Consider the following 26,792-nt stretch of genomic DNA (forward strand, 5'->3'; position numbering starts at 1 on the left):
GAGTGTCTGATAAAACCTTGAGTTATGAGAAAATTGAGAAGGGCCCTGAAAGTGGTGTATGTGATCCCCTGGATACTTCTTTTCGCCTGCAGTGAAAAGGAGAATGAGACTCCCACGGTTGAAGTGGTGTACCCTGCAGATGGATCAACCATCATGCAGGGAGAGACGGTAAACATCCGGGCAGAGGCCGGGGATGTGGATGGTTCTGTCAAGGAGGTCACTATCTATATCGAAGGAGAAGAGGTAGCCAGTGCAGAAGCCTCTTCGCTGGTTTATGCCTGGTCTACCGCCGGCAGGGAGGTGGCAGGCTATGTCCTGAGTGCAACCGCCAGAGATAATGAGGATGCCTCTGTCGCTGATAATATCACGGTACTGGTGGATAGCCCCGGGGGATTTAACCCCGCTCTTAGCTATGGAACAGTCAGTGACATGGATGGGAACAGTTACGGGACCATCGAAATTGGCCAGCAGATATGGATGGCAGAAAATCTGAAGGTGACTAAGTACGCAGATGGTAGCGCCATTCCACTGGTCACCGGTGAGTCGGAATGGGAAGCGCTGTCAGCCGATGCAAAAGCCTATTGCTGGTATGATAATCAGAGTGTTTACGGGGATACCACGGGTGCCCTGTACACCTGGGCGGCAGCAATGAATGGCTTTCCGGGGAGTCAAACCCTTCCCAGCGGAATTCAGGGGGTTTGTCCGGATGGATGGCACCTGCCCAGTGATGCAGAGTGGAAAGTGCTTGAGAGCTTCCTGGGCATGAGCCCGGAGGATGCTGACAGATATGACTGGCGGGGCAGCGATGAGGGCGGCCAGTTGAAGGAGATCGGCTTTTCCAAATGGGAAATGCCCAATGCTGGAGCCTCTAATTCAAGCGGATTTACTGCTGTTCCGGGAGGATTCCGGGGCAACAAGGGAGTGTTTTACAGCCTGGGTCATTATGCCACCTTCTGGACCGCGAGTGATGAGAGCGGAACGGATAAAGCGTGGTACCGGACCCTGTATTACAACTATCAATCGGTCTATCGCCAGTATAATTTCAAGAACCAGGGGTTCTCGGTTCGTTGTGTGAAGGATGCCGTCTAGCTGATTTTTCCCCAGTCGATCCGAGAAGGATTCCCTTTTTTGATATGCTTGGCAAAGATGTAGTTTTTTTCGAGCTTCAGGCCGGGGTCCTCCCCGATAATCAGCTCCGCTGTATCCCTTGCCAGGTGGAGGATCTGGGTATCCCGGCCCAGGTGGGCAATCTTCAGGTTGAAGGGAATGCCGCTTTGTTGGGTTCCTTCAATATCGCCCGGTCCGCGCAGCTTCAGGTCCACTTCGGCGATCTCAAATCCATCGTTGGTCCGCACCATGGTCTCAATGCGTTTTCTTCCCTCATCCGACAGTTTATAACCCGACATCAGGATGCAATAAGATTGTTCGGCACCCCGTCCCACCCTGCCCCGGAGCTGGTGCAGCTGGGACAGTCCGAAGCGTTCGGCACTCTCAATGATCATGATGGTGGCGTTGCTGACGTCCACCCCAACCTCTATCACGGTGGTGGCGACCATGATATGCGTGCGCCCGGCCACGAAATGAGCCATGGAGGCCTCCTTTTCCTCCGGCTTCATCTTTCCGTGAACCACACTTACCTGGTACCGGGGCGGGGGGAAGGCCCGGGAGATGCTTTCAAGTCCGTCCTCCAGGTCCTTGTAATCGAGCGATTCGGACTCTTTGATCAGGGGGTAGACAATGTAGGCCTGACGGCCCAGTGCCAGCTGTTTCTTTAAAAATCCAAAGACCATCAGTCTTTTGGAATCATAAGAATGACGGGTGATAACAGGTTTTCTGCCTGGCGGCAGTTCATCGATCACCGATACATCCAGGTCCCCATAGAGGGTCATGGCCAGAGTCCGGGGGATGGGGGTGGCGGTCATTACCAGCACGTGGGGGAGGACATCGGCCTTTTTCCAGAGCCGGGCCCTCTGGGCAACCCCGAAGCGGTGTTGCTCATCGATCACCACCAGTCCCAGCTGTCTGAACTGAACCGCATCTTCGATCAGGGCATGCGTACCAATAAGGATATTCAGAGTACCATCCAGCAATGCTTCATGGATAGGTCCCCGTCTGGCCTTCCGGACCGATCCGGTCAGCAGCTCTATCCGCACATCCATACCATTCAGGAAATCGCTGATACTCTTGTAATGTTGCTGGGCGAGGATCTCCGTGGGGGCCATCAGACAGGCCTGGTAACCATTGTCTATGGCTATCAGCATGGACATCAGCGCCACCAGGGTCTTCCCGCTTCCCACATCCCCCTGCAACAGGCGGTTCATCTGTCGCCCCGATCCCATATCTCTCCGGATTTCCTTCATCACTTTTTTTTGTGCCTCTGTCAGCTCAAATGAAAGGTGTTCCCTGTAAAAGGTGTTAAAACCTTCGCCCACGGTTTTGAAAATATTTCCCCGGAAACGTCTGTTTCGTTCTGTCTTTCCGTGAAGGATATGTAACTGGATGTAAAAGAGTTCCTCGAATTTAAGACGAAGTTCGGCCCTCTTATACTGCTCAGTGGCATCAGGAAAGTGGATCTGGCGCATGGCGGTGTCCAGAGTAACCAGGTGCAGCTTCTGTAAAAGCCAGGCAGGAAGGGTCTCTTCAAATTTTCCGGGAAGCCCTTTGATCAGGTTGGCCATCAGCTTACTGATTGCCTTGGAAGTGAGATAGTTATTCTTCAGTTTTTCAGTGGTGGAATAGACCGCCTGCAGCCTGGAACTGAGCACATGTTTTTTTTCGGGATCTTCCAGTTCCGGGTGAACCACATTTATTCTTTGTTGGTAAAGGGAGGGTCTTCCAAATACCACCAGCTCTTTGCCCACCGGGTAGTTTTCCGGAATCCATTTGGCCCCTCTGAACCAGACCAGTTCCAGATTCCCGCTATCATCTGCAAAATCGGCTACCAGTCTTTTGCCTTTTCCCTTTCCGATGGCGGCATAGCTCCGAATTTTGCCCTTGATCTGGATAAAAGGCATATCCGGGTTTATTTCCGAGATCTTGTAGAAGCGGCTACGGTCCACATAGCGGTAAGGATAGCAGGTCAGCAGGTCTTCAACCTTATGAATATTCAGCTCCTCTCTGAGCAGATCGGCTCGTTTGGGGCCCACCCCCGGAAGAAATTGAATGTCCTGCTGAAGATATTGTTGCATGCGTGAAGCAATTTATGTAAAATTAGCATTTTGCAGAAATGAGCCATGGCCTGGCGAATATTCAAATACATATGGCATCTGTTTCACAGGAGGCACCGGAAGGGGCACGGAATTCATTCCCCTTACCTGTTTGAATTTGTGAACGGCGTGCTCTTCAATTCAAAGGCTTATCAGTTGCCTTCGGCCATTGCTGCCAGGCATCTTAAGCTTCGTTCGGAAAGCGCTTTTGTCAGGCGCTCCTCTGTTTCCGGGAAATCCGGCTTTCTCCTTTACAGGATCAGCAGGTGGTTCCGGCCCGGGATGATTGTTGAACTGGGTACCGGCGCAGGCATCAGCACCATCTATCTTTCATCGGGGTCGCCCGAAACTCCCCTGCACTCGATTGAACAGGATAAAGAGCGGGCCGCACTGGCAGCGCAGCTGATCTGCAGGTGCGCTCCGGGACCGGTTTCCATCCACTGGGGTGAGATGGAGGAGAAACTGGAGGATATCCTGACATTGCTTCCTCCGCGTTTCCTGGCTTTTGTGGATGGTAACCATCACTATGAACCCACTGTGGCTTATATCCGGAAGCTGATCGACAGGGCCGGGGAGGAATCGGTGATTGTTTTGGATGATATTTTCTGGTCAAGGGGAATGCAGCGGGCATGGAAGGAAGTGCTTTCCTGGCCGGAGGTGCGAGTAAGTATTGACCTGTTTCATATGGGAGTTCTGCTAACTAGAAAAGACCTGAATAAAACAGAAATAAAAATCAAGTTTTAAACCTTTTATGAAAAATATCTTCTTATAATATGTATTTTCGTCATCAATTAATTTAATATGGAAACAATTATCAGTCTGGATAAGATTGTCAAGAACTACTATATAGGTTCGATTACCGTAGAAGCACTGCGTTCGGTAGATATTGATATCAAGAAAAATGAGTATGTGGCGATCATGGGGCCCTCCGGTTCAGGGAAGTCTACCCTGATGAACCTGGTGGGAGCCCTGGATACCCCTACCAGCGGGGAGTATATTCTGAACGGAACAGATGTGAGTAAAATGGACGATAACCGCCTGGCAGAGATCAGAAACATGGAAATCGGGTTTATTTTCCAGATTTTCAATCTGCTGCCCAGGTATACGGCACTGGAGAATGTGATGCTTCCGCTGATTTATGCAGGAGTTCCTAAATCGGAACGTTCGGCAAGGGCCACCCAGACACTGACTGAAGTAGGGCTGGCCGACAGGATGGACCATAAGCCCAATGAGTTATCGGGCGGACAGCGTCAAAGGGTGGCAGTGGCCCGTGCCCTGGTGAACGATCCTTCCATTATCCTGGCCGATGAACCTACAGGAAATCTGGATTCCAAAACCTCGGTGGATATCATGGAACTGTTTGGTCATATTCACCGGAGGGGAAATACCATTATCCTGGTGACCCATGAGGAGGATATTGCCCGCTATGCCCACCGGATCATCAGGTTGCTTGACGGGAAGATCGATAAGATAGAGATCAATAAAACTCCCCGGACATAAAAAAATCAACGATTTATACCAAGGGTGGCGATAAAGGAAAAACTTCTCTTATCGGCGGACGCAGGGTACCCAAGTATCATTCCCGCATTGAGGCTTATGGCACGGTGGACGAACTGATGGCCCATACCACCCTGTTGCGCGATCTGGTAGCCGATGAACAAATCCGGGAAGAGTTGCTGACCATTTTAAATATTCAGATGGCCACAGCCTCGGTACTGGCAGCCGACTGTGACGATTGTCCCGTGGAGCTCCCCGTGGTAGGAGATGAACAGGTCATTTTCCTGGAAGAGAGGATCGATGAAATGGACGCTTCGCTGGAACCGCTGCGCCACTTTATTTTGCCCGGCGGAAACCAGGCCGTTTCACAGGCACATATTGCCAGGACTGTTTGCAGGCGGACCGAGCGGTGCATTCTGAAGCTCGCCCAGGATGTTAATATCCAGGAAGACATCCTTCGTTTTTATAACCGCCTTTCTGACTATTTTTTCGTGCTTTCCCGCAAAATTGCTCAGCTTACCGGGGTCAAACAGCAAGCCTGGAATCCGGGCTTGTAGGAATTGAATTTTTTTTTATATTTGCGGCTTTTAAGGCAGCTTATAATACATAAACAAAACGTAGATGTACTGGACCCTGGAATTAGCTTCAAAACTGGAAGATGCGCCCTGGCCTGCAACAAAAGAGGAGTTGATAGATTTTGCTATCAGATCAGGTGCTCCTATGGAAGTTATTGAAAACCTTCAGGAAATTGAGGACGAAGGTGATGTTTATGAAAGTATAGAAGATATATGGCCCGATTATCCCAGCAAAGATGACTTCTTTTTTAATGAAGATGAATATTAATCCTTGTTTGCTGCCTTTTATTTCCAGATAAACACATCCTCCCATCGCAGAGGGCGCCATTTGTCAAGCCATTTGAAATCACTCAGAAGTGCTTCTCCTGCAGGAAACTTGTCCAATGGATAATACGTTCCCTTGGGCTGGGTGATATAAACCACTTTTGATATCTGATTATCATGCAGATAGATGGTTAAATCTGAACATTCTGTTTTATTGGCTCCCACGATGATATCCTCATCGGTCGCATAGTAGATGGTCTGACCGTTTCCTTTCACCAGTAACCTGTCCAGTTTGTTCTCCACGAAATAGCCGGTCATCTCTTTGCCTCTCATCTGATCGAATTTAACCGAATCTTTTTGAGAGGCCACAAAGGCGATCCCGCTGAGTTCCATACGATCGAGTTTCTGGTCTGCCATATAAATTCTCATCTGAGCAGAAGTCAGCTGGTTTTCATCAGACCAGAGTACCGGTTCCCCGTAGAAGTCAAACAGGCTGTCCGCTTCCACATAAACCAGCGAATCGCACATCACCTGCAGGTCGGAACGGAATATCTTCACTTTATAATAGGCCTTCAGGATTCTGCTCTGCTCCTCGATTACCGGATTCTGCAAGGAGTGCAGTGTATCTGCATGAATGTACATGGTGTCGGAGCCATCGACCTTGATCATCAGGGCGCTATCGGTGACCATGGCGGTCTCCTGATCCCTGTAGTAGAGTCCGAAGTTACCCTTCAAAGTCATATTTTCGGCTGTGTCGATCAGTTCCACATTGGAGTTGGCCCTGCCGAATCCCTGTTCAGCCTCATAGTACAGAGTATCTCCTTTGAGGATCCGGCCCCCCTCTTCCATATAGGCATGGTCGGTCACGTAGGAGATATCCTGCCTGGTGTCGTACCATCCGTTTTCACAGTATATATATCGCTCCTCCCCGGTGATCTCCGTGGGACCGCTAAAATAGGAGATCTCTGTCCGGGTATCATATTTCATGCTGTCGGTATGGATGGAGTAGTCCGGGGCTGTGATGACCACGGAATCCATGAAGAAAAATATTTCCGTATCCAAAATGAAGCGTCCCCGGCCGCTGCTTAGCCTGCTGTCCTCCTGAGTAAGAACGCCCCCTCCCATATAGTAGGCGATACCTGCATCCCGGTCATAGTTGAGAGAGTCGGTCAGCAGGGTCATATCTTTATTTACCAGCTTCACATTGTTCCTGACACGGGCCAGCCGGCTTATCCCGTTATAATAGGCCAGGTCGCCTGTAAGAGTCAGGGTATCGGCCTGTTGCACCCGCACTCGACTGAAGGCATCCACGGAGGAGGTGGCCGGATAGAAATAGGCTGAATCGCAGGTCATCACCACGTCTTCGTGTTTTAAGCGTACATCGCCAATCAGTTTCCGGGCATCTTTCCCGATATTCACATCGAAGGCTGTGAGATCGGCATTCAGGATCTCCAGGGTAGTAACTTTCTGTCCCCATACCATGGATGCGGGGTCCAGTATGCTTAGTATAAGCAGGCTGAAACCGAAGGATCGCTTATACCGGGACAGGATCATTTCTGGCTGCTAAGCTGGCCGCTGTTATCGCAATCTCTGAATGCAGGATCTCTTCGGATGTAGGTGGATTCTTTTTTCTCTTCATACCAGGCCTTCATCACTTCGTTGTTCTTATAGGCCAGGGCCATATTCTGCAGGAGCATGTAATCCTGCTTCAGATTGGCACGATGTGGCTCGGTCCTCGATTTCAGGTAAAGCATTTTATAGCACAGCTTATAATTCTGATCGGTCGATTCAAAGGGCTCGGAAAGATCTTTCACCTGCATGTTCCGGATCATATAGTATTCCTTGGTGGGAAGCTGGTCCAGCTCAAAGGAGGAGGCCTGTGTCTGCGGATTTACAAGTAATCCACCGTTCACACTTGTTTGCGGATCCTCAGAATATCGTTTGGCAGCCCAATCAAAGGAGATAGAGTCTGCTTCAATCACCATTTTCAGGCTATCCATCTTGGCAATGGCTTTCTGCTTGGCATTGGCATCGGCCTTCGGATTCATCAGAATGTGCCTTGTATTGGCCCTGTCGCCTCTCCGCTCAATCATCTGAATAATATGGAAGCCAAAAGAGCTTTCTACAATTTTGGAAACCTGTCCGGGCTTCATCGACCAGGCTTCATCGGCATAGGCCTTATCCAGCTGTGAACGCATCATAAATCCGAGCTCCCCCCGGCGGGCAGCTTCAGGCGCTTCTGAATAAAGAATGGCCAGTGTCCCGAAATCTTCTCCCTCCTGTACACGTTTGCGAAGTTCAAGCAGCCTTTCCTTTACCTCAAAAACGGCCTCTTCGCTATACTGGGGATAAGCCACTATCTGGGCCAGCTCCACCTCTGTGTTGATATAGGGTATACTGTCGGGGTGCAGGGAACGGTAAAAACTTTTCACATCGGAAGGAGTGGTGGTGACGTCTGCCACTATGGTTCTTTTGACATCATCGGTGATCATCTGCTCCTGGATTGCCTCCCGCAGATCGTCCTTGATATCAAAAATGGATTTACTGAAATAGTCTTCCATCTCCTCCTCGCTTCCAAACTGACTGATAAAATAGTCCAGGCGTGATTCCATCTGCAGCTCCACCAGGCTTGGCCCCACTTCCACACTATCTATCTTGGCCTGGGCCATCAGAAGTTTCCGCTCGATAAAATGATTGTAGATATTGCAGCGAACATCTGAATTTACATACTGTCCCGACATTTTCATCTGAAGGTACTCCTGCTCTATATCAGACTGGAGGATATGAAAATCGCCCACCACTCCGACGACCCTGTCAATAACCAGCGGCTGGGCCAGCGCATTCCATGAAAGGAGTATTCCCAGCAATATATAAGTAACTCTTTTTTTCACAAGTAATTATTTAGTTTATTCTATTGGACGTTTTCTCTCTTACCGGTATATTTCAAATTGATTCCTGGTTACACCATCGGTATATACCCGGTGCTCCAGATCTTTAATAAACTGGATTTTTCGCTTATTCAGGATAATAGTGGTGATGTCATCTTTAACCATATCCATCGGTGCCAACTCACCCACGGTCAGGTAATCACTGAGATGCACCAGATACCTGTAGAGCGAATCCGTTCTTTCGATATTGCGGTAGCTTCTGAGGTAACTGACAGGATCTGAGATCCGTATGGGCAATTGCTCTCTGACAGACTCGAAATCAATCCAGGTATCATTGAAATTACTGTACTTTTCTGCATAGCTCAGGCAATACTTCTCCATCTGATCCAGATCCTCCTCCCGGTTATTCCACGACCAGCGCCTAAGCTGATCAAGCCGGGGGGCAGAAAGGGGGATTTTAACAAAGGTGCCTTTAATCACATTCCGGTCCAGCAGGAAGTTATTGGGATTCTCCTCGTAATAGGCCCGTATTTCACTTTCATTTACCGTGGTATCCATCTTCTGTTGAAGCAGTTTCTGGCGATAGGTGTAAATCAGGAGGGAGCGGTGGTATTCCTCAATCTGCTTTTTAAAATCCATCTGCTCTTCGCTCAGGGACTCTTCGGCCCGGTGCTTCATAAGCTGGTCTTTCACCCAGGTTTCGATGTAGCGTTTGGCCATTTGTACGCTGTCCTGTGTTTGAGTCCCGGAGGGAATGACCTTTTGCAGGTCGGAAGGGTAGAGGTACTGCTCAAAAGCACGGGCTACCGGCTCCTCCTGGTTATTTTCCTTAAAGAGCGTACAAGCCTGGAGCAGGAATAAGCAGATCGCCAGTAAAGGTATCAGACTCCTCATCCTTACGGTTTTATCTTGTTGAGCAATTCCTGGTTCACTTGTACCGGGTACTTCTCCTTCAGAGTTTTCAACCATTCGTCCTCCAGGTATTCCTGGTAGTCCGAGGTGACCTGTCCGCGTACCTCCTCCAGTTTTTTTGGTTCGGGCGAGCGAACTCCCTGCACGATTACAAAGATGCTTTTTCCTTCATTCTCTATAAGGGGTCCGGGTCCTTTTTTACCGTTCTGGTCATCAATCAACTCATTTTCACCCTTTTCAACCAGGTAGTGTGTCAGACTGATGCAGGGGATGGAATCCGAATTGCAATATTTTTCGTTCAGCTTTTCCTGATCCAGTTTGCCTTTGGCAATCTTCCTGTGGGCACTCCTGACTCCTGAAAGATCTGTGCCGCTGCTGCACTCAAGGATATAGGCTTCTGTCCGCTCCTTCCACATATAGTCTCTCCGGTGTTGTTTGAAGAAGTTTTCCAGGCCGAGCGTATCAGCAACAGCCTGAGACCACACCTTTTGATCCATGATATCGAAAAGCAGGATCCCATCGTGATACTCCTGATAAATATACCTGAAATCCGGGTACTTCCCGGGAAGCCTCTTTTCCTCATAGGCCAGAACAAACTCATCGGAAAAGCTCTTAAAAAGCATATCCACCCATACCTTCGGATCTCTGGCTTTTCCCTGGTACTGCTTCTCCTCCATGTATCCGGCAAATTCACCAGTCAGAACCTCCTGCTCCCCGATCTTTATCAGGGGGCTTTTCAGGCTCTTTAATGCTCCCGCTTTCCAGGTTCCGAGCCGCAGGGTCGAATCAACAGCCTGGTATATAACTTCCAGAGCTTCCGGATTCTCGCTGTAATCATACTCCCTCTTGAGCGATGCGATAAACCTGTCCGACCGGGCCGCATTTCTATCGCTCCGGTCGATTTTCTGCTGCAGCTCCGGCTTCATCTCCTCATAACTGCCAATCTCTTTTTTGTCGATCAGCCTGACAATATGCCATCCATAAAAAGTTTTAAATGGTTTGGAGTAGTCTCCCTTTTTCTCAAGAGCAAAACAGGCATTTTCGAATTCCGGGATCATCCGTCCAGTTCCAAACCAGGGAATCTCCCCACCTGTCCGGGCAGAGCTTCTGTCATCTGAATGATGCATGGCCAGGTCCCCGAAACTGCTTCCCATCAGCAGGCTGTCATAGACCATCTGTATTTTTTCATAGGCCTCTTTTTTCTGCTCTTCCCCGGCATTCGCAGGTGTACGGATAAAGATATGAGCAACTTTTATGCTTCCCCGGGCCGGTCTTTTATCATGGACCTGGATAATATGATATCCATAGTTTGTGCGAAAGGGCATGCTTAACTGTCCCACCGGGGTGCTATATGCAGCTTTTTCGAAGGGATAGACCATGGAAAAAGCGGTGAACCAGTTCAGGTCACCACCATTTTGCTGGACCGTGGCATCTTCAGAAGTAGCTCTGGCTACCAGGTCAAAGGGCTCCCCGCCGGCAATCCGGGTCCTGATCTCCATGATCTTCCCGTAGGCGGCCAGGGTGTCTTCCGGGGATGGGCTTTCATTCAGCCGGATGAGAATGTGACTGGCACGAATATCATATCTGGACCATTCGTATGCTTCCCGCATCATCTCCTCTTTGGCGGCCTCATCCACCAGGTAGGGTTTGGCCAGCTGTTTCCGGTAACCTTCCAGTTCATGGATGAATTTGGCAGTGGTATCCATCCCCAGCGCTTCGGCCTCTTTTACCTTGATCTTGAAATTGATATAGAGCTCCAGGTATTCCCCGGGATCCTGCCTGTTCAGGGAGCTTTCATTGTTATTCTTCCGGTAGATCCGTTCAAACTCCTCCAGGCTTACTTCCTCATCTCCGATATTTAGTAAAACCGGGGATACCTGTCCAAACACTCCGGAAACAATAAACAGAGCAAAGATCAACAAGAGCATACTCTTTTTCATTCCTATTTTGTTTTGTTTAGTATAGAACGAGTGCCAGGCCTATATATTATCTGCTGTAATTAGGGGCCTCCCGGGTGATGGTGACATCGTGCGGGTGGCTCTCCTGGATGCCTGCATTGGTGACGCGGACAAATTGAGCCTTTTGCAGGGCAGGGATATCGGCAGCACCACAATAGCCCATACCGGCCCGCAATCCGCCAATCATCTGATAAATTACCTCGGACAGGCCTCCTTTGAATGGGACCCGGGCGGCGATCCCTTCCGGAACCAGCTTTTTAATGTCCTCTTCCATGTCCTGGAAATAACGGTCCTTGGAGCCATGCTGCATGGCTTCCAGGGAACCCATCCCCCGGTAAGATTTGTATTTCCGGCCGTTGTAGATGATGGTTTCTCCCGGCGACTCCTCCACCCCGGCAAAAAGCGATCCGGCCATGATGGAGCTGGCTCCTGCTGCCAGTGCTTTGACGATATCACCAGAGTACCTGATCCCTCCGTCTGCGATTACGGGGACCCCTGTACCTTCGAGGGCCTTGGCCACATCGAAAATGGCAGTCAGCTGAGGAACTCCAACTCCCGCAATAATCCTGGTGGTGCAGATGGATCCGGGACCGATGCCCACTTTGACGCCGTCTGCTCCGGCCCCGACCAGAGCCCGGGCAGCTGAGGCAGTGGCCACATTGCCCACTACCACATCCAGATCGGGGAACTTCTTCTTTACTTTCTTCAGACTCTTCAGCACTCCGATATGATGACCATGGGCCGTATCAATGACAATGGCATCGACCCCGGCTTCTTTCAGGGCGGCCACCCGCTCAAGTATATCCGACGAGACCCCTACAGCAGCGGCTACGCGTAAGCGGCCTTTGTTATCCTTGCAGGAGTTGGGACGGTCCTTGGACTTGGTGATATCCTTGTAAGTGATCAGTCCGATCAGCTTGTGGTTTTCATCCACCACAGGAAGCTTCTCAATCTTATGGGCCTGGAGGATCATGGCAGCTTCGGCCAGCCCCGTGTTCCGGGTGGTTGTTATAATGTTTTTTACGGTCATCACCTTCTCGATGACACATTCCATATCCTGCTGGAAGCGGAGATCGCGGTTGGTGACAATGCCGATCAGGACCCCATCATCGTTCACTACCGGGATTCCCCCGATCTTATACTCCTTCATCAGGTTCAGAGCATCCCTTACCGTACCCTCTTTCTTAATGGTGATGGGTTCGTGAATCATCACACTCTCGGCACGTTTCACCCTTTTAACCTGCCTGGCCTGCTCTTTCAGGGGCATGTTCTTATGAATCACCCCGATACCCCCTTCACGTGCTATGGTAATGGCCAGTTTCTCCTCGGTAACTGTATCCATGGCAGCCGACACGATGGGTGTATTCAGGGTAATGTTCCTGGAGAAGCGGGATTTAATATCTACCTCCCTGGGAAGAACCTTGGAGAAAGCGGGCAGTAGCAACACGTCATCAAAGGTTAATCCTTCCGCGGTAATTTTATCCTGGGCAAACGACATTGTATGATAATTTGGTTATTTTTAAATGTGGCAAAATTACAAAAAAAAAGCTTAGCAGATCGTGAGGAGATTCACCAGATTTTATCGGCCATCTGGGGCTATGATAAATTCCGGCCCCTGCAGGAGGAGATCATCCTTTCCATCCTGTCTGAAAAGGATACCCTGGCCCTTATGCCCACCGGGGGAGGAAAGTCTCTGACCTTCCAGGTTCCGGCTCTGCTGATGGAAGGTATCTGTCTGGTCATTACACCCCTGATTGCATTGATGAAGGATCAGGTGGACCATCTGCAGGGACGGAAAATCAAGGCTCTTGCCATCCATTCCGGAATGAGCGCTTATGAAATTGATGTCGCGATGAACAATTGTGTCTATGGCGGGTATAAATTTCTCTATGTTTCACCTGAACGCCTGGGTACCCGGATGTTCCGTGCCAGGGTCAAGGATATGAATGTCAATCTGATTGCCGTGGATGAGGCCCACTGTATTTCCCAGTGGGGCTATGATTTCAGGCCGTCCTACCTGGAAATCAGCTCCCTGAGGGAGTTGCTTGAAGGGGTGCCTGTACTGGCACTTACAGCCACAGCCACTCCGGAAGTGTGTGAGGATATTCAGGATCGCCTGGGATTCAGGCAGAAGAATCTGATGCAAAAAAGTTTCAACAGGGAGAATCTGGCTTACCTGGTGGTGCAAACGGCAGACAAAAGCAGGGAACTGCTGAAACTTGCAGGGGAACAGGAGGGCTGCGGGATCGTGTATACCAGGAACCGGAAAAAGTGCAGGGAGCTCTCCCGCTTACTCTCTGAACATGGCATAAGCGCTGCTTACTACCATGCCGGACTGAAACAGGCTGACAGAGACGAGAGACAGCAACACTGGATGCAGGACCGCTTCAGGGTGATGGTAGCCACCAATGCATTTGGAATGGGGATTGATAAACCCGATGTTCGTTTTGTGATTCATATGGATCTGCCGGACGGTCCGGAGGCTTATTTCCAGGAGGCGGGAAGGGTTGGTCGCGACGGGAAATACTCCTGTGCTGTTCTGCTGTTCAATGAGACTGATAAAAGAGTGCTTGAACAGCGCATTGCGGTCAGCTTTCCGGGTATCCCCAAGATTCGTGAAGTATACAGAGCCTTGTGCAACTACCTGCAGATCCCGCTTGGCAGCGGCAGGGGACAGCAATACGATTTTGAGTTAGGTGAATTCCTTCACCTCTACAGGTTCAGTGCCATGGTGGCTCACAGCTCCCTCCAGATACTTGCCAGGGAGGGTTACCTGGTGCTTACAGAGGCGTTTTACAATCCCTCAAGGATCAAGTTTGGTGTGGAACGGGATGAGCTTTATTCCTTCCAGGTGAAAAACGCAGAATTTGACGGCTTTACTAAACTCCTGCTTCGATCCTACAGCGGTCTCTTTTCACAGTTTGTAAAGATAGATGAGTCGGCCCTGGCCAAGCGGTCCGGGCTCCCCGTTGAAAAGGTATACAGCTATCTGAAGGCCCTTTCCAGGCGGCAGATTATTCATTATATTCCACGGAAAGAGGTTCCGGTTATTACTTTTCTGGAAGAACGATTGGAAGATAAGAATCTCCTGATCGCCCAGGACCGTTACAACTTCAGAAAGGAGCGTTATGAGAAACGCATCAGGGAGATGCTTCGTTATGCTTCCTCCGGAACCATTTGCAGGAACCAGTTTCTGTTGAGCTATTTTGGTCAGTTTGACACCCCGCGCTGCGGACGCTGCGATGTATGCAGGGATGAGGAACAACTGCAGCCCGGCAGTGATGAGTTTAAGGCTATTGTTGAAGTCATAGCCACTCGGCTTTCGGAGCATCCGCTTTTTCTGGACGAACTGTCGCAACAGACCGGTGTGGATCCAAGGAAAGTGGCCAGGGTGACAGAATGGCTGGTGGACCAGGGGAAAGTTTCCCGCAAGAAGGACCTGAGCTTCATCTGGAAGGTTTAGTCTGTCCGGTTTTCACTCTTTTATCTATCTTTGTCCCATGCAGGAAGAAGCTACTCCGGTTCATAATTTTGTTTACTCCCCGGAAATGGTGGAGTTTGTCAGGGCGGCCAATGCTTTCTGTACCTTCCTGGAACAGTTGCAAGGCAGCGAGGGAAGGGAATTTATGAAGGTCTCGCTTGAGCATCTGTCCACGGTGTACTCCACCTTTTTATTCACCGGTGAAACCGAACCGGTCATGGAATCTCCCGCTGAACCTACGGTCACAGAACAGGAGTGGTCGGCCCTGTTTCAACGGGTCTCCCTGATCCTGGGCCCGCACAATGACATACTCCGCATGGCCAGGGAGGAGGAGTATGACCGTTCCGAACTGGTGAATCATACCATTTCGGAGGATGTGGCCGACCTGTACCAGGAGCTCCGGGATTTTATCTACAGCTATAGTCTGGGGATGGAGGAGTTGATGAATGATGCTGCCTGGGAGCTGAAAGTAAGGTTTAATGAACACTGGGGGGCAAAATTACTACGGGCCCTGCAGGCGCTGCATGAATTATACGTGTCGGGTGTTGATCCTAATGAAAAAGAGTGATGTTTCAAAGTGAGATAAGTAAAGAGGAGGTGGCAGCATTGGAACTGATCCAGTATGAGGGGCCCATTTATCTGATCGACTCCAGAAAGGCTTTTGAGCAGGAGATCGGGCAAATTGCCCGGCAGCCGGTTCTGGGATTTGATACGGAGACCAGGCCCTCCTTTAAGAAGGGCAAGTTCTATCCCACTTCACTTATCCAGATATCATCACTGGATCGGGCGTGGATCCTGCGGGTGAACCGGATCGGCTATCCGGGGAAGCTCCTGGATCTGCTTTCCGGGGAGATTCCCCTGAAGATTGGCCTGGGCCTGCAGGATGATCTGAGAAGACTTCGGGCCGACTTTCAATTTGAACCCAAGGGGTTCCTGGATCTTCAGCAATATGTGCAGGCCTTCCGGATTGACGAAAAGGGATTAAAAAAAATTAGCGGGATCGTGCTGAACAGGCGCATATCAAAATCACAACAGGTATCTAACTGGGATGCAGATGTATTAAGCGAGGCCCAGTTGCGCTATGCTGCCACAGATGCCTGGATTTGCCTGATGATATACAACAGTCTGAGGGCATCCATAGAATAAGAAGATGAGCGAGCGAACAAGAATCATATTGAAATCGGGCAAGGATCAGTCTCTCAGAAGATTCCATCCCTGGGTATTTTCCGGTGCTATCAAAAAGATACAGGGGGCCGCCCGGGAGGGTGAACTTGTTGATGTCTACGACAATCATGATGAATTTCTGGCTTCGGGACACTATCAGCAGGGCTCCATCGCGGTACGGGTGATCAGTTTTGAAACGGTGGTGACAGACCAGGATTTCTGGGACCGGAAGATTAGTAATGCCTGGAGGCTGAGGGAGAACCTCGATCTGACAGGCAGTTCCCGGACCAATGTTTTCAGGTGGATCAATGCAGAGGGTGACGGGATGCCCGGCCTTATCGTGGATTATTATGCCGGGGTGGCCGTAATTCAGATGCACTCCATTGGGATGTTCCGGAACCTGGATGCCATCGTGGAGTCCCTGAAAAGGGTGGCAGGGGAAAAGTTGCATACCATCTATAACAAGAGTGAAGCAAGCCTGCCTGATAAGCCGGGAGTTTCGGGGAAGTCCGGCTTACTTTTGGGTAAACACGAGCATGGAGAGGTGCTGGAGAATGGCTACCGTTTCCGGGTGAACTGGGTAGAGGGCCAGAAAACGGGTTTCTTTATTGACCAGCGCGAAAATCGCCTCCTGGTTGGCAACTACTCTGAAGGGCGAAAAGTGCTTAATATGTTTGGATATACGGGAGGATTCAGCATTTATGGCCTGGGGGGAGGCGCCCGGCTGGTCCATAGCGTGGACAGCAGCGGGAAGGCCATCGACCTGACCAGGGAGCATGTCGGGATAAACTTTGCGGGCGATACCCGCCACCAGGCTTTTGCCGTGGATGCTTTCAGCTACTTTAAGGATATGAAGGAATCCTACGACCTGGTGATCCTCGATCCTCCTGCATTTGCCAAGCATCAGAATGTGCTCAGTAATGCATTACAGGGATATAAGCGTCTGAATCAAAGGGCTTTTGAGGCAATAGCCCCGGGCGGGATCCTCTTTACTTTCAGCTGCTCCCAGGCAGTTAGCCGGGAAAATTTCCGGAAGTCGGTTTTTGTGGCCGCGGCGAATGCGGGGAGGAATGCTCGTATTCTGCATCAGCTTTCTCAGCCACCCGATCACCCGGTCAGTATTTTTCATCCCGAAGGGGAGTATCTGAAAGGGCTGGTTTTGGAGGTGGAGTAACATTTCAAAGATTTGCTCGTCTATAAACTGGCAGCATCTTTAAAAATTTCAAATCTCTTAAAAATGAAAAAAACAGCTTTTCTTAGTCTTGCAATTCTAATGGCACTCTCCTCCTGTGTTATTGATGGATGGAACGAGAGTATATCCGGCAATGGCCGGGTGATTACGGATACCCGCGATATCACTGGTTTTACAGGGGTGCATGTGAGCTCGGGAATCGATGTTTTCCTGAGCCAGGGAAGCAATTTTGAAATAAGTGTGGAGGCCGATGAAAACCTCCAGGATGTGATCCTGACAGAACGGGAGGGAAATATGCTGGTTGTGAAGACGGACCGGGTGAATATCCGGAATGCCAAATCCAAGAAGGTTCATATCAGCCTTCCTGAATTAATCGAGTTAAAGATCAGCAGCGCAGGTGATTGTGTGGGTCAGACCCCCTTTCTTTGCGAGGATCTCCGGCTTTCCATCAGTAGTGCCGGTGATCTGAGCCTGGAGGTGGATGCCCACGAGATAAACCTGGATATTAGTTCAAGCGGAGATGCCTGTCTTTCGGGAAGTGCTGATTTACTGAATGTTAGTCTGAGCAGTGCCGGCGACCTGAATGCCTTTGACCTGATTGCCGCCAGGGTGGATGTGGTCGTCTCCAGTGCAGGCGATGCCCGGGTCCATGCCACGGAAGAAATCTCCATGAATGCTTCAAGTGCAGGAAATATTTATTACAAAGGGGATGCCAGCGTGATACATTCCCACAGCTCCAGCGCAGGGGATATTATCAGGAATTAACCCAGATAGCTTTTGAGGATTTTGCTCCTGGTGGTATGTTTCAGGCGCTTGATAGCTTTTTCCTTTATCTGACGGACCCGTTCCCTGGTCAGATTGAACTCTTCTCCGATCTCTTCCAGAGTATGCGGGTGTTTGCCGTTGAGGCCAAAGTAAAGCCTGATTATGCTGGCTTCCCTGTAGGTAAGTGTGCTGAGGGCCCGCTCAATTTCCTTTCGGAGTGAATCGTTAAGCAGTCCCCGGTCGGGCGAGGGAGTCTCCCCGTTGAGCAATACATCGTACATGTTACCATCCTCTCCGTCCTGAAGCGGAGCATCCATGGAAACGTGCCTTCCGGAACTGCGGATGGCCTCCTTCACATCTTCAGGTGCAAGCTCAAGGGCCTCGGCTATTTCCATAATGGTGGGTTCCCTCTCAAATTTCTGCTCCAGTTCTGCAAAAGTTTTGTTAATCTTATTGATGGACCCAATCTTATTTAGCGGAAGGCGGACAATGCGGGCCTGTTCTGCCAGGGCCTGGAGGATCGATTGCCTGATCCACCATACGGCATAACTGATGAATTTAAAACCCCGCGTCTCATCAAAGCGCTGAGCAGCTTTGATCAGTCCAAGATTCCCTTCGTTAATGAGGTCGGGCAGGCTTAATCCCTGATTCTGATACTGTTTGGATACGGATACCACAAAACGCAGGTTGGCTTTGATAAGTTTCTCCATGGCCGGACCGTCTCCCTTGCGAATCCTGCGTGCAAGCTCCACCTCCTCTTCCGCGGTAATAAGATCCACCTTTCCAATCTCATGCAAGTACTTGTCAAGCGAAGGAGTCTCCCTGTTTGTGACCTGCTTGATAATTTTGAGTTGTCTCATACGCCCATCTACAGAGGTATTAAATCTGTTTGAATATAAATATATTTTTTGGTAGTTCACCATTTTTCTATTAATATTGCAGTGAATTCCATTCTGACGAACACAGGTTCCATTCTGATTAAATTCCAATTTATCTTGATTTAACATATCCTAACAGGATTATTATTTAATTATCTCAAATTATATGTACGATATACTTGAACTGAATAAAAAGCTCCTGGCTGAATTGCGCGATATTGCGAAAGAACTGAAAATTAGGCGAGTCGAATCGTTTAAGAAGCAGGATCTGATTTATAAAATTCTGGATACCCAGGCCATCGTGGTATCAGAAAGTAAATCAGTGAAGAAGGAGATCCCCAGGAAAGAAGGCTCCAGGAGAGATGACTCCAGGAAAGAGAGCCCCCAGAAAGAAAACGAGGCTAAATCTTCAGAGCAGCCTGTCTCCCAGTTAAAAAAACGGCCGGGAAGGCCTAAGAAGGAGAAGAGGAAGGAGCCTGAAGCAGTCCCTGAACCAACAGGAGCCAGAACTTCTGAATCTGCACCCAGGCCCGACGCTCAGAAAGAGCAGAAGGAAGCCCAGCACTCTTCCCAGGAAGACAAATCTTTCAAGAAAGAGGGGGGACGCCGCGATTTTCGCGACCGGGGCAATCGAAATGAACGCAACGAACAACGGGAAAGTGGGGATCGCCCTGAACGCAACGAACAACGGGAAAGTGGGGATCGCCCTGAACGCAATGATCAAAGGGAACGTGGTGAGCGGAGTGATCAGCGCGAACATGGTGAGCGGAGTGATCAGCGCGATCAGCGGACCCAGAAGAAGCGCGAGGTTGATAAATACGATTTCGAAGGTTTGATCACCAATTCGGGGGTGCTTGAGATTATGCCTGACGGTTACGGATTCCTCCGTTCGTCCGACTATAACTACCTGAACTCTCCCGATGATATATATGTCTCCCAGAGCCAGATCAAGCTTTTTGGTTTGAAAACAGGGGATAATGTTACAGGGACTATCCGTCCCCCCAAAGAGGGCGAAAAATACTTCCCTTTGATAAAGGTGGAGTCGATCAACGGACGAAGTCCTGATTTTATTCGCGATCGTGTACCTTTTGATTATCTGACCCCACTGTTTCCAGAGGAGAAATTCACTCTGGTTGGTCAGGGACAGCACAATCTTTCGGTGAGGGTGGTGGACATGTTTGCTCCCATCGGGAAAGGGCAGCGCGGTTTAATTGTCGCACAGCCCAAAACAGGTAAGACCGTGTTGCTGAAGGATATAGCTAATGCTATTGCAGCCAACCATCCTGAAGTTTATATGATCGTACTGCTGATTGATGAACGGCCCGAGGAGGTGACAGATATGGCCAGGAACGTGAATGCCGAGGTGATCTCATCCACCTTTGATGAGCCGGCGGAAAGGCACGTAAGGATTGCCAATATTGTACTGGAGAAGGCCAAACGGATGGTGGAGTGCGGGCATGATGTGGTCATCCTGCTGGATTCCATCACTCGTCTTGCAAGGGCCTACAATACCATCTCACCAGCATCCGGCAAAGTACTCTCCGGGGGTGTGGATGCCAATGCACTGCACAAGCCGAAACGTTTCTTTGGTGCAGCCAGAAACATTGAGGACGGAGGCTCCCTGACCATTCTTGCCACGGCTCTCACAGAGACCGGGTCCAAAATGGATGAGGTGATCTTTGAAGAGTTTAAGGGAACCGGAAATATGGAGCTTCAGCTTGACAGGAAGCTCTCCAACAAGCGGGTATACCCTTCTGTGGATGTCAATCCATCGAGTACCCGTCGCGAAGACCTGCTGCTTGACAAGCCCATGCTTGACAAGATATGGATCCTGAGAAATTATCTCTCCGATATGAATTCGGTGGAGGCCATGGAGTTCCTGCGTGACCGGATAAGCAAAACGGTTTCCAACGAGGAGTTTTTGATCTCCATGAACAGTGGCTGATCCACTCATATAATTTTAAAAAAAAGTGACGGCATCCCCGTCACTTTTTTGTTTGCAGATACATTTCCCGGGAGTTATTTGAAATGATTTTATATTACGGGCTTAGGATAGAAATTAAGCCTAATTTATTAATTTTGGGAGACTTCAATGCAAATAGTTAACTTGTTGTAATATAAATATTTAAGTAAAAATAATATGGCAAAAAAGAAGAATTTTATGACCTGTGATGGTAATTATGCCGCAGCGCATATTGCCTACATGTTCAGTGAGGTGGCTGCCATCTATCCCATCACTCCTTCCTCCAACATGGCAGAACATGTGGACGAGTGGTCGGCAAATGGCAGAAAGAACATTTTCGGAGAGACCGTTAAGGTGGCTGAAATGCAGTCGGAGGCTGGTGCTTCCGGAGCTGTTCACGGATCCTTGCAGAGCGGTGCTCTCACCACCACATTTACTGCATCCCAGGGACTTCTGTTAATGATCCCCAACATGTACAAAATTTCCGGGGAACTGCTCCCTGCAGTTTTCCACGTTTCGGCAAGGAGTCTTGCCGCTCAGGCACTCTCAATCTTTGGAGACCATAGTGATGTAATGACGACACGCCAGACTGGATTTGCCATGTTGGCAACGGGCAGTGTACAGGAGGTCATGGATCTGGCTGCAGTAGCTCACCTGACTTCCATCAAAACAAGGATTCCTTTCCTTCACTTCTTTGATGGTTTCCGTACTTCCCATGAAATCCAGAAGGTTGAAGCACCGGATCAGGATGCCCTGGCCAGCTTGCTGGACATGGATGCGCTGAAAGCATTCAGAGACAATGCACTGAATCCGGAACATCCCGTGACCCGCGGACTGGCTCAGAATCCTGATATCTACTTCCAGACCAGGGAAGCCATTAATAAGTTTTATACCGGAATTCCTGACCAGGTGGCTGAATACATGAAAGAGATCAGCAAACTGACAGGTCGTGAATACAAGCCTTTTACCTATTACGGGGCCAACGATGCCGAGAATATTGTGATTGCCATGGGCTCAGTAACTGAGACCCTGAAGGAAGTTGTAGATCACCTGAATTCCAAAGGTGAAAAGGTAGGCCTTCTTGTTGTTCATCTTTACAGACCTTTCTCAGCCAAGTACTTTATGGATGTACTTCCCAAGTCTGTGAAGCGTATTGCTGTACTGGACCGCACCAAGGAGCTTGGAGCTAATGGTGAACCTCTTTACCTGGATGTTAAGGAACTATTTTACGGTAAAGAAAATGCTCCTGTAATCGTGGGTGGCCGTTACGGTCTCTCGTCCAAGGATACCACTCCTGCCATGATGATCTCTGTTTATGAGAATCTGAAGATGGCAGAACCCAAGAATGGTTTTACAGTAGGTATTGTTGATGATGTGACTTTCACTTCCCTGCCACTTCTTCCCGAAATCTCACTGGGAGCTAAAGGAACATTTGAAGGGAAATTCTACGGACTGGGTTCCGATGGTACCGTGGGTGCCAATAAGAACTCCATCATGATCATTGGTGAATCGACCGACAAGTATTGCCAGGCCTATTTCGCCTATGATTCAAAAAAATCAGGGGGGATCACCACTTCGCACCTGCGCTTTGGTGACAGTCCCATCCGTTCCCCTTACCTGGTGGTCACTCCCGACTTTGTTGCCTGTCATGTGCCTGCTTACCTGGATAAGTATGATATGCTGAAGGGACTGAAAGAAGGAGGGACCTTTCTGCTGAACTCCATCTGGAGTGAAGAAGAAACCATCAAGCATCTTCCCAACAAGATGAAAAAATATATGGCAGAGCACCATATCAATTTCTATGTCATCAATGCCACCAAACTGGCCCAGGAGATTGGGCTGGGTAACCGCACCAACACCATCATGCAATCGGCCTTTTTTAAGATTGCTAATATAATTCCTTATGACCATGCGGTTGAAGAAATGCGCAAGTTTATCATCAAGAGTTTCGGCCGCAAGGGCGAGGAGGTGGTGAAGATGAACTTTGCCGCCGTTGATAAGGGAGGAGATGTTACCAGAATTGAGGTAGATCCTGCCTGGAGCAAGCTGGGAGCTGATGCGAATAAGGCTGATGGAATTGAAATTCCCGATTTTGTAAGAGAGGTCGTTCAGCCCATCAATAATCTGGCTGGTGATGATCTTCCTGTAAGTGCTTTTACTGGCCGTGAAGATGGGACCTTCCCTGCAGGGACTTCTCAATATGAGAAGCGCGGTATCGCAGTGAACGTACCCGAATGGATCGCCGACAACTGCATCCAGTGTAACCAGTGCGCCTATGTTTGTCCCCATGCTGCCATCCGTCCCTTCCTCATCGACGAGGAGGAGGCCAGGGCACTACCCGGGGGAGTTGAAACGATAAAGGCCACCGGAAAGGCATTTGCAGGTCTGCAATTCAAGATCCAGGTATCGGTACTTGATTGTACCGGTTGCGGAAACTGTGCCGACGTTTGTCCGTCCAAAACCAAAGCTTTGGAAATGAAGCCGCTGGAAACTCAGATGGATGAAGTTCCCCAATGGGATCACCTGATTAAGGAGATTTCCTATAAGGATACCCTGGTGGATAAGAAGCAGACCGTGAAGAACAGCCAGTTCGCCCAGCCCCTTTTCGAATTCTCGGGAGCCTGTGCAGGCTGCGGGGAGACTCCTTATATCAAGTTGATAACCCAGCTGTACGGAGACCAGATGATCGTGGCCAATGCCACAGGTTGCTCCTCCATTTATGGAGGCTCCGCACCTTCCACTCCTTACTGTGCCAATGAGAACGGACAGGGCCCTGCCTGGGCCAACTCGCTCTTCGAGGACAATGCCGAGTATGGATTCGGATTGGCTACGGGTGTGAATAAGAACCGGGATCGGATCAAGAATAAGATGATTGCTGCGATGGACGAAGTGAAGCCCGCTACAAAAGAGGCCTTCACTGCATGGATCGATTCCATGGAAAACATGGACGCATCCAAGGAAGCATCAGCAAATCTGCTGACCGCTCTGGATAATGAGTCACATGCCATTGCTGAAGAAATCAAGTGTCTGAAGCAGTACCTGGTGAAGAAATCTATTTGGATCTTTGGTGGTGACGGTTGGGCTTATGACATCGGATTCGGGGGCCTGGATCATGTGATCGCCTCCGGGGAGGATGTGAATATCCTGGTCATGGATACCGAGGTTTACTCCAACACGGGTGGACAGGCCTCCAAGGCTACCCCGGTGGGTGCCGTGGCCAAGTTTGCCGCTTCCGGAAAGAAAATCCGTAAGAAGGACCTGGGAATGATGGCCATGACCTACGGTTATGTTTATGTGGCACAGGTATCCATGGGCGCCAGCCAGAGTCAGTACCTGAAAGCAATCAGAGAAGCGGAAGCTTATCCCGGTCCCTCACTCATTATTGCTTACTCTCCCTGTATCAATCACGGGCTGCGTTCAGGCATGGGTAAGACTCAGTCCCAGGGAAAATCTGCTGTTGATAGTGGCTACTGGCATCTCTATCGCTACAACCCGGTTCTGGAAGAGGAAGGCAAGAATCCATTTTTACTGGATTCCAAGGAACCCCAGTGGGACCAGTTCCAGGGATTCCTGAAATCGGAAGTACGCTATACCTCTCTGCAGAAGGCATTCCCGGAAGAAGCCGCTGTATTGTTTAAATCGGCAGAGACCAATGCCAAGTGGCGATATGACAGCTATGTGCGCATGGCCAGCCTGGATTTTGCACCAAAGGTATAGTTTAGTGAACATCCGAAGGATCAATCAGATAATTAAACCGTCCGGGCAACCGGGCGGTTTATAATTTGCGGCCGGGTTATGGTCTTTCTTTTCGAATGGTACCTGGCATACTTTCGTTTTTTTCTCCTTAAATATCCCTTCGGGGCATTATCCCGAAGTTTACTAACTTTGCAGCAAAAACGGGGGTATTGGGAAGGATAGTTGCTATCGATTACGGGACCAGGCGGACTGGAGTGGCAGTTACCGATCCGGGACAAATGATTGCTTCCCCCATGGAGACAGTACCTACACATGCTTTGATGCATTTCCTGCAGGCTTACCTGGAGAAGGAGCATGTGGAGCTGCTTGTGGTGGGCCATCCCCGGCAGATGGATCATAGCGAATCGGAGTCCATGAAGGAGATACGTTTTTTCGTGGCAGCTTTTAAAAAGCGCTTTAAGGAGATCCCGGTGGCTTACATGGATGAGCGTTTTACCTCAAAAATGGCCATGGACGCAATGATCTCCGGAGGGATGAAAAAATCTGACAGGAGGGTAAAGGGGAATGTGGACAGGGTGAGTGCTGCCCTTATTCTGCAATCTTTTCTGGAAAGAAGGAACAATATGCGTCATTAAGTGTTTTTTTTTGTTAAAAGGACTTAGATAGGAAATGGTATTACCGGTATATGTTTACGGAATGTCGGTGCTTCGGAAAATTGCACCGGAGATTCCTGAAGATTATAAGGAACTGGATCAGTTGATTGCAGATATGTTTGAAACCATGCGAGCCAGTGACGGGATTGGACTGGCAGCGCCCCAGGTTGGTAAATCAATGAGGATTTTTGTTGTCGATACTTCTCCCGTGGCTGATGCCGCCAAGGAACTGGAACTCGCTGAATTCAAGAAGGTTTTTATCAATCCCTATATTCTGGAAGAGTGGGGCGATCCCCGGACTTCCGAAGAGGGCTGTCTGAGTCTTCCAAATATTCGGGAAGATGTTACCCGCCCCAGTTATGTTCGCATTGAGTACTATGATGAGAACTGGAACCTGAAGGAGGAGGAGTACGACGGGATCCGGGCCAGGGTCATCCAGCACGAGTATGATCACCTGGAAGGAAAGTTGTTTGTGGACCGGATCAGTCCCCTTCGCCGCAAATTACTGTCGGCCCGTCTGAACGCCATCAGTCACGGGCGCGCCGATTGCGATTACCGGATGGTCTATCCGAAAAAGTAAATACAGCCACTTTAATTGCAGCTAAGCACAAACGAAAGAGGGCTGCCCCTGTGGACGCCCTCCTTCGCTAACTGTCTTGTACAGGGTGGTTTTTATATCACGGCGTTAAAATGCTCTTCAGATTTCAGGAGCAAATCGATGTACTGGGCGCGCTTATAGACAAAAGGATCGTTGATGGCTTTTGAGCTCAGCGTACCTCTGAATGCTTCGATGGAATCATATTCTTTGCGATCCATCCACTCTTCCAGCTCCTGTAACATCTCTGCGGCATGTCCCACCCCGTGGTGGTAGAAGGTACTGACGGCCTCCACGGCGCTGGCGCCGGCCAGGATCATCTTAACAATATCGATTCCTTCATAGATCCCGTTGTTCGCTGCAACGCTGGCATTCAGGTTTCCGTGTGTAAGTCCGACATAACGGATAGACAGACGGTGGTCGCTGTGTGTACTTAAGTTCCAGGGAGAAACATGTTTCTCAGCTTCCACATCGATATCCGGTTCAAAAAGCCTGTTAAAAAGAATAAAGGCGTCTGCACCTGCTTCGTCCATATCCTTAATGGTCTTAAGTACATTGGTATAGAAGGGACTCAGCTTAACGCTCACCGGGACCTTCACTGCGGCTTTTACTGCTTTCAGGACCTCAATCTGCTGAAGAATGACATCATGTCCCGATTTGTCAAAATCGCGGGGTACGGAGAAAAAATTCAGTTCCAGTCCAGCAACTCCTGTCTCTTCGAGCAATTTGGCATACTCTACCCATGATTCTTTGTAGACAGCATTCAGGCTGGCAAAAACCGGAATGGAGAGTGCGTCCACTATCTGTTTCAGGTTATATATATGCTCTTTGGGACCCCCGTGTTCAATTCTCGGAAAGAGGCTGATCATTTCAGCATGACGTTCATCGTAGGCTTCCAGCTGATTGCTAAGTTCGTTGTCTTCTAACTGAATCTGCTCTTCAAACAGGGAGCGGTATACCACTGCTGCGACTCCTGCCTTTTCTGCCTCTTTCAGTTTTTCGAGGTTATTTGAGAGATTACATGCACCCAGGATCAGAGGGTTCTTCAGGGTGACTCCCATGTGTTTTGTTGTCAGTGTTGCCATTTGAAAAAGATTATCGTTTA

General features: G+C 49.5%; 22 protein-coding genes. 14 read left to right on the forward strand and 8 right to left on the reverse strand.

The window, feature by feature from the left end; all coding sequences use genetic code 11:
• Positions 1–24: 24 nt before the first annotated feature.
• Positions 25–1,089, forward strand: coding sequence for an FISUMP domain-containing protein (locus P1P86_11155; protein ID MDF1575734.1), 1,065 nt, complete (start codon positions 25–27; stop codon positions 1,087–1,089).
• On the opposite strand, the gene recG is transcribed toward P1P86_11155, so the two are convergent.
• A complete protein-coding gene (gene recG, locus P1P86_11160) occupies positions 1,086–3,188 on the reverse strand; it encodes an ATP-dependent DNA helicase RecG (GenBank protein MDF1575735.1) in 2,103 nt (700 codons plus the stop codon). The genes P1P86_11155 and recG overlap by 4 nt on opposite strands.
• 45 nt (positions 3,189–3,233) lie before the next feature.
• On the opposite strand from recG, the gene P1P86_11165 reads away from it, so the two are divergent.
• From P1P86_11165 to P1P86_11180, 4 genes are all read left to right on the forward strand, one after another.
• Positions 3,234–3,950 carry a class I SAM-dependent methyltransferase gene (locus P1P86_11165; GenBank protein ID MDF1575736.1) on the forward strand — a complete coding sequence of 239 codons (717 nt, stop codon included), beginning with the start codon at positions 3,234–3,236 and terminating at the stop codon, positions 3,948–3,950.
• 57 nt (positions 3,951–4,007) lie between these two features.
• Complete coding sequence (locus P1P86_11170) at positions 4,008–4,706, forward strand: ABC transporter ATP-binding protein (GenBank protein ID MDF1575737.1); 699 nt, start codon at positions 4,008–4,010, stop codon at positions 4,704–4,706.
• Positions 4,707–4,717: 11 nt separating this feature from the next.
• Positions 4,718–5,260 (forward strand): cob(I)yrinic acid a,c-diamide adenosyltransferase, encoded by a 543-nt coding sequence (locus tag P1P86_11175; protein ID MDF1575738.1) that lies wholly within the window; start codon positions 4,718–4,720, stop codon positions 5,258–5,260.
• Positions 5,261–5,324: 64 nt separating this feature from the next.
• Entirely contained in the window at positions 5,325–5,546 is a 222-nt protein-coding gene (locus P1P86_11180; protein MDF1575739.1) for a DUF2795 domain-containing protein, read from the forward strand.
• Positions 5,547–5,563: 17 nt separating this feature from the next.
• Here P1P86_11180 and P1P86_11185 read toward each other — a convergent pair whose 3' ends face one another.
• Genes P1P86_11185 through guaB form a run of 5 tightly spaced genes read right to left on the reverse strand, consistent with a single transcriptional unit; the run spans position 5,564 to position 12,798 of the window.
• Entirely contained in the window at positions 5,564–7,096 is a 1,533-nt protein-coding gene (locus P1P86_11185; protein ID MDF1575740.1) for an OstA-like protein, read from the reverse strand.
• Complete coding sequence (locus tag P1P86_11190; protein ID MDF1575741.1) at positions 7,093–8,433, reverse strand: peptidylprolyl isomerase; 1,341 nt, start codon at positions 8,431–8,433, stop codon at positions 7,093–7,095. The genes P1P86_11185 and P1P86_11190 overlap by 4 nt, the downstream gene beginning before the upstream one ends.
• Before the next feature lie 39 nt (positions 8,434–8,472).
• Positions 8,473–9,324, reverse strand: a complete 852-nt coding sequence (locus tag P1P86_11195; GenBank protein MDF1575742.1) for a peptidylprolyl isomerase — start codon at positions 9,322–9,324, stop codon at positions 8,473–8,475.
• A gap of 2 nt (positions 9,325–9,326) precedes the next feature.
• On the reverse strand, positions 9,327–11,282 hold the full coding sequence (locus P1P86_11200) for a peptidylprolyl isomerase (GenBank protein MDF1575743.1): 1,956 nt from the start codon (positions 11,280–11,282) through the stop codon (positions 9,327–9,329).
• A gap of 46 nt (positions 11,283–11,328) precedes the next feature.
• Complete coding sequence (gene guaB / locus P1P86_11205; GenBank protein ID MDF1575744.1) at positions 11,329–12,798, reverse strand: IMP dehydrogenase; 1,470 nt, start codon at positions 12,796–12,798, stop codon at positions 11,329–11,331.
• A gap of 27 nt (positions 12,799–12,825) precedes the next feature.
• Here guaB and P1P86_11210 point away from each other — a divergent pair, with 27 nt between their 5' ends.
• The 5 genes from P1P86_11210 to P1P86_11230 all read left to right on the forward strand — a co-directional run bounded on the left by P1P86_11210 (position 12,826) and on the right by P1P86_11230 (position 17,902).
• Positions 12,826–14,763 carry a RecQ family ATP-dependent DNA helicase gene (locus tag P1P86_11210; protein ID MDF1575745.1) on the forward strand — a complete coding sequence of 646 codons (1,938 nt, stop codon included), beginning with the start codon at positions 12,826–12,828 and terminating at the stop codon, positions 14,761–14,763.
• A 37-nt stretch (positions 14,764–14,800) separates the two neighbouring features.
• A complete protein-coding gene (locus P1P86_11215; protein MDF1575746.1) occupies positions 14,801–15,349 on the forward strand; it encodes a DUF5063 domain-containing protein in 549 nt (182 codons plus the stop codon).
• Positions 15,349–15,927, forward strand: coding sequence for a 3'-5' exonuclease domain-containing protein 2 (locus tag P1P86_11220; GenBank protein ID MDF1575747.1), 579 nt, complete (start codon positions 15,349–15,351; stop codon positions 15,925–15,927). Before P1P86_11215 ends, P1P86_11220 begins: the two co-directional genes overlap by 1 nt.
• 4 nt (positions 15,928–15,931) lie before the next feature.
• The gene (locus P1P86_11225) at positions 15,932–17,119 is read left to right on the forward strand and encodes a class I SAM-dependent rRNA methyltransferase (protein ID MDF1575748.1); all 1,188 of its coding nucleotides are present in this window, start codon (positions 15,932–15,934) and stop codon (positions 17,117–17,119) included.
• A 63-nt stretch (positions 17,120–17,182) separates the two neighbouring features.
• Entirely contained in the window at positions 17,183–17,902 is a 720-nt protein-coding gene (locus tag P1P86_11230) for a DUF2807 domain-containing protein (GenBank protein ID MDF1575749.1), read from the forward strand.
• Here the strand turns inward: P1P86_11230 and P1P86_11235 are convergent.
• On the reverse strand, positions 17,899–18,762 hold the full coding sequence (locus tag P1P86_11235; protein ID MDF1575750.1) for an RNA polymerase sigma factor RpoD/SigA: 864 nt from the start codon (positions 18,760–18,762) through the stop codon (positions 17,899–17,901). The two genes, P1P86_11230 and P1P86_11235, sit on opposite strands and share 4 nt — an antisense overlap.
• Positions 18,763–18,946: 184 nt before the next feature.
• Between P1P86_11235 and rho the strand changes: the two genes are divergently transcribed.
• The 4 genes from rho to def all read left to right on the forward strand — a co-directional run bounded on the left by rho (position 18,947) and on the right by def (position 25,672).
• A complete protein-coding gene (rho, locus tag P1P86_11240) occupies positions 18,947–20,725 on the forward strand; it encodes a transcription termination factor Rho (protein MDF1575751.1) in 1,779 nt (592 codons plus the stop codon).
• A 195-nt stretch (positions 20,726–20,920) separates the two neighbouring features.
• Positions 20,921–24,460, forward strand: a complete 3,540-nt coding sequence (nifJ, locus tag P1P86_11245) for a pyruvate:ferredoxin (flavodoxin) oxidoreductase (protein ID MDF1575752.1) — start codon at positions 20,921–20,923, stop codon at positions 24,458–24,460.
• 188 nt (positions 24,461–24,648) lie between these two features.
• Entirely contained in the window at positions 24,649–25,074 is a 426-nt protein-coding gene (gene ruvX, locus P1P86_11250; protein ID MDF1575753.1) for a Holliday junction resolvase RuvX, read from the forward strand.
• A 34-nt stretch (positions 25,075–25,108) separates the two neighbouring features.
• Complete coding sequence (gene def, locus P1P86_11255; protein MDF1575754.1) at positions 25,109–25,672, forward strand: peptide deformylase; 564 nt, start codon at positions 25,109–25,111, stop codon at positions 25,670–25,672.
• A 92-nt stretch (positions 25,673–25,764) separates the two neighbouring features.
• Here def and P1P86_11260 read toward each other — a convergent pair whose 3' ends face one another.
• The gene (locus P1P86_11260; GenBank protein ID MDF1575755.1) at positions 25,765–26,772 is read right to left on the reverse strand and encodes a dihydroorotate dehydrogenase-like protein; all 1,008 of its coding nucleotides are present in this window, start codon (positions 26,770–26,772) and stop codon (positions 25,765–25,767) included.
• Positions 26,773–26,792: the final 20 nt, after the last annotated feature.

The sequence above is a fragment of the Bacteroidales bacterium genome (assembly GCA_029210725.1).
GTDB lineage: Bacteria > Bacteroidota > Bacteroidia > Bacteroidales.